The 5,761-nt window shown below is 38.3% G+C and carries 4 protein-coding genes; 3 read left to right on the top strand and 1 reads right to left on the bottom strand.

The features are described 5' to 3' along the window. Positions 1-449 precede the first annotated feature (449 nt). The gene (locus AC6F75_RS04180; protein ID WP_500713691.1) at positions 450-2,681 is read right to left on the bottom strand and encodes an NADP-dependent isocitrate dehydrogenase; all 2,232 of its coding nucleotides are present in this window, start codon (positions 2,679-2,681) and stop codon (positions 450-452) included. A gap of 177 nt (positions 2,682-2,858) precedes the next feature. Between AC6F75_RS04180 and fdhD the strand changes: the two genes are divergently transcribed. The 3 genes from fdhD to AC6F75_RS04165 all read left to right on the top strand — a co-directional run. Further along, complete coding sequence (gene fdhD / locus AC6F75_RS04175) at positions 2,859-3,662, top strand: formate dehydrogenase accessory sulfurtransferase FdhD (protein WP_500713690.1); 804 nt, start codon at positions 2,859-2,861, stop codon at positions 3,660-3,662. Positions 3,663-3,751: 89 nt separating this feature from the next. Then, complete coding sequence (locus AC6F75_RS04170) at positions 3,752-5,407, top strand: NADH-ubiquinone oxidoreductase-F iron-sulfur binding region domain-containing protein (protein WP_500713689.1); 1,656 nt, start codon at positions 3,752-3,754, stop codon at positions 5,405-5,407. A 13-nt stretch (positions 5,408-5,420) separates the two neighbouring features. Next, a partial coding sequence (locus AC6F75_RS04165; RefSeq protein ID WP_500713688.1) for a 2Fe-2S iron-sulfur cluster-binding protein occupies positions 5,421-5,761 on the top strand: 341 nt, incomplete at its 3' end.

Below are 5,761 nucleotides of genomic sequence, written 5' to 3'. Positions count from 1 at the left end.
AGTTTTATCTTCAGCATTGATGTTTTCAAGCAATTCTTTCACTTCCATTTTTTCTAAATGGTTATAAATTGAGTCGGATTCAGTGGTTTTAAAGAATTCCATGTTACAAAAGTACACATTGTATAGTAAGACAATGTTTTTTGACAAAAATATTGTTCAAATTTTTAATGCCCTTTTTAGCACGCCTATTGAAAAACACCCAAATAGTAACCATAAAACCAAGCCCTATGAAAGCAAAAATACTTTTATTCGTTTCGTTTCTATTCCTTTGTGAATTTGGCTACAGCCAAAGTAGAAACGCCAGTTGTTAGGCTGAATTTTCACAATCCAGAACAAACTATACTTTCGCAGTAAAACAGAATTGAAAAAAATACATCAATTCAGTTCCTGCGTATTAAGTAAACGATTAAAAAAAGCTGTCTAATTTGTTTTTAGATAGCCTCTTTTCTTTATACTTTAATCAATTTTAAAATTGAATTAAAAGCATCACTTGGTCTCATAGCTTGATAGGCTAAATTTATATTGGGCATATAATATCCGCCAATGTCCACGGACTTACCTTGTATTTGATTGAGTTGATGTATGACTTCAACTTCATTGTCTTTCATTTGATTGGCAACTTCTGTGAAAATGGCTTTTAAAGTGTCATCTTTATCTTGGTTTGCCAAAGCATCCGCCCAATACATCGCCAAATAAAAATGGCTGCCCCTGTTGTCGAGCTCACCGGCTTTTCTTCTTGGTGACTTGTCTTTATCTAAATACTTTTCAGTAGCTTCATCCAGTGCTTCAGCGAGAATCAATGCTTTTTGGTTGTTGTCTTTTTCGCCAAGGTGTTCCAGTGAAACGCCTAAAGCTAAAAACTCACCCAGTGAATCCCATCTCAGGTGATTTTCTTCCAAAAATTGCTCCACATGTTTCGGGGCTGAACCACCGGCACCGGTTTCAAACAATCCGCCGCCATTCATTAATGGTACAATGGATAACATTTTAGCACTCGTGCCTACTTCCAGTATGGGAAAAAGATCTGTCAAATAATCGCGCAATACATTTCCGGAAACAGAGATTACATCATTCCCTTTTTTGATTTGTTCCAATGAAAAAAGTGTGGCATTTTCAGGAGAAAGAATTTGAATGTCGAGGCCGGAAGTATCGTGGTTTTTTAAATAAACATTTACCTTATCTATAAGTTGAGCATCGTGAGCTCTACGACTGTCAAGCCAGAAAATAGTTGGGTTTCCGGTGGCTCTTGCTCTTTTTACGGCCAGTTTTACCCAGTCCTGAACCGGCGCATCCTTCACGGTGCACATTCTCCAGATATCGCCACGTTCCACCTGATGTTCCATCAAAATTTCACCGGCAGGATTGATAACCTGAACTTTTCCGTTTGCGGAAATCTCAAAAGTTTTGTCGTGTGAGCCATATTCTTCAGCTTTTTGAGCCATAAGTCCCACATTGGAAACACTTCCCATCGTGGTAGGATCAAAAGCGCCATTTTCCCTGCAAAAATCTATGGTAGCCTGATATATCGAAGCATAACTGCTATCCGGAACAACGGCTTTGGTGTCTTGTGATTTTCCTTCTGCATTCCACATTTGCCCTGAATTTCTGATCATTGCAGGCATCGAGGCGTCAATAATGACATCACTGGGAACATGCAAGTTTGTAATTCCCTTATCGGAATTGACCATTGCCAAATCTGGCCCGTTCTGGATACAGTTTTTTATGGTTGACTCTATATCATTTCTTTCATCGACATTTAAGGTTTCAATTTTTGAAACCAAATCACCAAAACCATTTCTTACGTCAACCCCAATTTTTTCGAGTATTTCAGAATGTTTGTCAAATACTTCCGAAAAGAAAGTGGTTACAGCATATCCAAAAATAATAGGATCTGAAACCTTCATCATGGTGGCTTTCATATGAAGTGAAAAAAGCACGCCTTGATTTTTTGCATCAGCAATTTGTTCTTTGAGGAAAGCGAGCAGGGCGTTTTTACTCATAAAGGTTCCGTCAATAATTTCGCCTTCTAAAACCTTAATCCGGTCTTTTAAAACTTTTTTAGTGCCTGAATTATCAATGAGAACAATTTGCAATTGGTCATCTTGACGAATGGTAGTTGATTTTTCGTTGTGGAAAAAATCGCCTGAACTCATTGTAGAAACATGCGACTTGGAGTTCTTGCTCCAATCACCCATAGAGTGTGGATGTTTCTTAGCGTAATTTTTAACAGCCCTTGGCGCTCTTCTGTCTGAGTTTCCTTCTCGTAAAACAGGGTTAACCGCACTACCTTTTATTTTATCATATCTGGATTTTATCTCTTTTTCCTTTTCGTTTTGTGGCTCTTCCGGATAATCAGGGATAGCATATCCTTTATCCTGAAGTTCTTTGATTGCTTCATTGAGTTGTGGCACAGATGCGCTTATGTTTGGAAGCTTAATAATGTTTGCTTCAGGAGTTTTTGCAAGTTCACCCAATTCCTCAAGATCGTCAGCGACTTTTTGAGCATCATTCAGCTGGTCCGGAAATTTAGCTAATATCCGACCTGCAAGTGAAATATCACGAGTCTCAAGTTGTATACCGGCAGATGCCGTAAATGCTTGAACTATAGGTAAAAATGAATAAGTGGCCAAAGCAGGTGCCTCATCTGTTTTGGTGTAAATTATCGTTGATTTTTTTGTCATTATATCGGATTTAAAAAAGAGAGATTGTATTATTTTAAAGGTTCACAAATATACGCATTTGAAATGCCTTATAAAAGCAACTGAATAAATTAAGTTTAGTCGCCTAATCGGGTTTTTTACAAATATTCATTACCTTAGTAAACTTCAAAAAAAGTAATTTTTGGCGACTTTTGATTTATGAATCCCGGACTCCAATACATACAAATACAACGCAATAAAAGCACAGCAACCACTTCTGTAGAAGATGTAGTTGCTGTGGAAGCGCCTCTGGAAATTCAGATACAGCACTCCAATGAGAATCGGGCAAAATCAATTTCAGTTACCATGCGTACCCCTGGAAATGATATAGACCTTGCATTAGGGTTTTTGTTTACCGAAGGATTGATAAAAGAATATCATCAAGTTAAGAAGGCTTTTTCTTTTGGCGAAAATATTGTTGTTGTTCAATTGAAAGAAGGTGAAGCCATAGAACTTGAAAATACTGAACGAAACTTCTACACTACAAGTAGTTGTGGTGTTTGTGGAAAATCGAGTATAGAGGCCATACAAACCATTTCGCGGTATAAAATTAAGAACTCAGGTGTTCCTTCTGAAGGAGTACTCTTTGGCCTCAAAAAAACGCTCGAAAAACAACAATCTCTTTTCAGTCTTACGGGCGGAATCCACGCCGCAGCTTTATTTACCTTAAATGGGGAAATAGAAATTGTTCAAGAAGATGTAGGCCGTCACAATGCCCTGGACAAACTCATTGGTGAAGCTTTTCAAAAACAATTGCTTCCACTTGACAATCGCATTTTGCTACTTAGTGGTCGTGCCAGTTTTGAGTTGGTTCAAAAAGCCATTATGGCAGGAATAGGCACTATAGTAGCAGTGGGGGCACCATCAAGTCTGGCTGTTGAATTAGCTCGGGAACACGGTCAAACACTCATCGGGTTTTTAAAACAAGACAGTTTTAACATTTATTCCGGTTCTCTGGATTAATTTGTGACCTAAAACTTTTCAGAAATCCTTATCTTTGGTAAAAACTAATTCCGGATATTTTTTTCCGGTATTAAAACTACTCCGTTCCCATGTCCAAAAATTTAAGTGAACTTTCTGCGCGAAAAGGTCTAGATGACAATCTCTTTGACCGAATGGGTCAACTTGCCCGTCAAACCGGTACTCCTGACAAGGAAGAACTGGAACGACTTGCAGATGAATTTCTTATAGGAACAGCAAACACTTTTGGCACAGCCTCATTTTATGATTTTATGAAGCCCGAAAACAAGGGCAAAAAAGTCTATGTGTGCAATGGCACCGCTTGTGTTTGTGCAGGTACTCAAGATGCTGTGATTGATACTTTAAAACAAAATTTCAAGGCCGAAGAAATTGGTCATATGACTTGTTTGGGAAGATGTCATGAAAACAGTGCTTTTCATTATCAAGGCAAAAACTTTTCAGGAGAAGCTATCAACATATTGGATTTTAATAAAATAAACTCTTATAAAAACCAAGGGAAAGATACTTATCACGTAAAAGCCAATGGAAATGAAATTCTAACGAAACCATTCACAAGCATTGAAGAATATTATACTCCTTTTAAAGAAGCTTTAAAAACAAATTCAGCAGAGGTACTTGAAGAAATCAAAACTTCAAACGTAAGAGGACGAGGCGGTGCAGGTTTTCCCATGGGCCTAAAACTTGAGTTTTGCCGAAACGCCCCAAGCGATGTCAAATTTATTATTTGCAATGCAGATGAAGGTGACCCGGGTGCCTATTCAGACCGCTATTTGCTTGAAGAGCGACCACATTCGGTTTTGTTTGGGATGTTGATTGCAGGCTACGTTACCGGAGCCAGTTATGGGGTTTTATACATCAGAGCTGAATATCCCGAATCAGTTGCAATCGTTCAGGAAGCTATAGATGCCTTGAAAAAAGCAGGCTTATGTGGCAAAAACATTCAAGACAGTGGATTTGATTTTGAATTTAAAATCATCCAGGCTCAAGGTTCTTATATATGTGGGGAAGAAACCGCGCTAATAAACTCCATAGAAGGACAGCGTCCGGAAGTCCGGGTACGTCCACCTTTTCCTGCTCAACAAGGGTTGTTCAATAAACCAACCATTGTCAACAATGTGGAAACTTTGGCTACTGTGCACTACATTCTTGAAAATGGCGGTGCCAATTGGAAAGGACTGGGCACAGATAAGTCTACCGGAACAAAACTTATTTGCCTGGATAGTTTTTTTAAGAATCCGGGAATATATGAAGTAGAAATGGGAACTCCCCTTTCTTATGTTGTGAATGAATTGGGTGGCGGATTTAAATCTCCGGTAAAAGCCATGCAAATTGGAGGACCACTTGGCGGATTAGTTCCTGTAAGTAAAATAAATGATTTAGAAATTGATTTTGAGTCGTTTTCACGAAATGGATTTCTTTTAGGTCACGCTTCAATTATTTGTGTGCCTGAAGATTTCCCAATCATAAAGTTCATTGAGCATTTATTTGATTTTGCTTCCTACGAAAGTTGCGGAAAATGTTTTCCTTGTAGACTCGGAACTAAAAGAGGTCAGGAATTAGCGCAAAAAGCCTTTACGTCAGATTATAAGATTGACCGAATTTTATTTGATGATCTGCTTGAGACTTTGGAAAAAACATCACTGTGCGCCCATGGAGGTGGAATTCCGTTGCCGGTGAAAAATGCACTCATTTTTTTTGAAGATGAGTTAAAACACTATTTTAATTAGAAAAGCCCATGTTATGAAAACAGCTTTTATCAACAATATACCATTTGAACTGCAAGAAGGTGAAACAATTTTATCCTTTTTAAGACGACATAAAGGTGAGCAATCAGTTCCAACGCTTTGTGATGCTCCCAATCTTGACCCTTTTGGATCTTGCAGGGTTTGTTCTGTAGATGTTGCAATCGAAGAAAACGGAAAAGCAAGAACACTGGCTTCTTGCCATACTCCCATTGCTGAAGGACAATATATTTACCCGGATTCGAAGTCAATTCAATCCTTAAGAAAAAACATCATAGAACTTGTTTTAACTGACCATCCATTGGATTGTCTCACCTGTGAAGTCAACGGAAACTGTGA

It is taken from the genome of Planktosalinus sp. (assembly GCF_059864935.1).
The sequence above is the reverse complement of the archived record's forward strand: the minus strand, read 5'-3'. Positions and strand labels throughout refer to the sequence as shown.

Coding starts and splice junctions, on each gene's coding strand:
- AC6F75_RS04180 (WP_500713691.1), bottom strand. CDS start 2,681: ATGACAAAAAAATCAACGATAATTTACACCAAAACAGATGAGGCACCT.
- fdhD (WP_500713690.1), top strand. CDS start 2,859: ATGAATCCCGGACTCCAATACATACAAATACAACGCAATAAAAGCACA.
- AC6F75_RS04170 (WP_500713689.1), top strand. CDS start 3,752: ATGTCCAAAAATTTAAGTGAACTTTCTGCGCGAAAAGGTCTAGATGAC.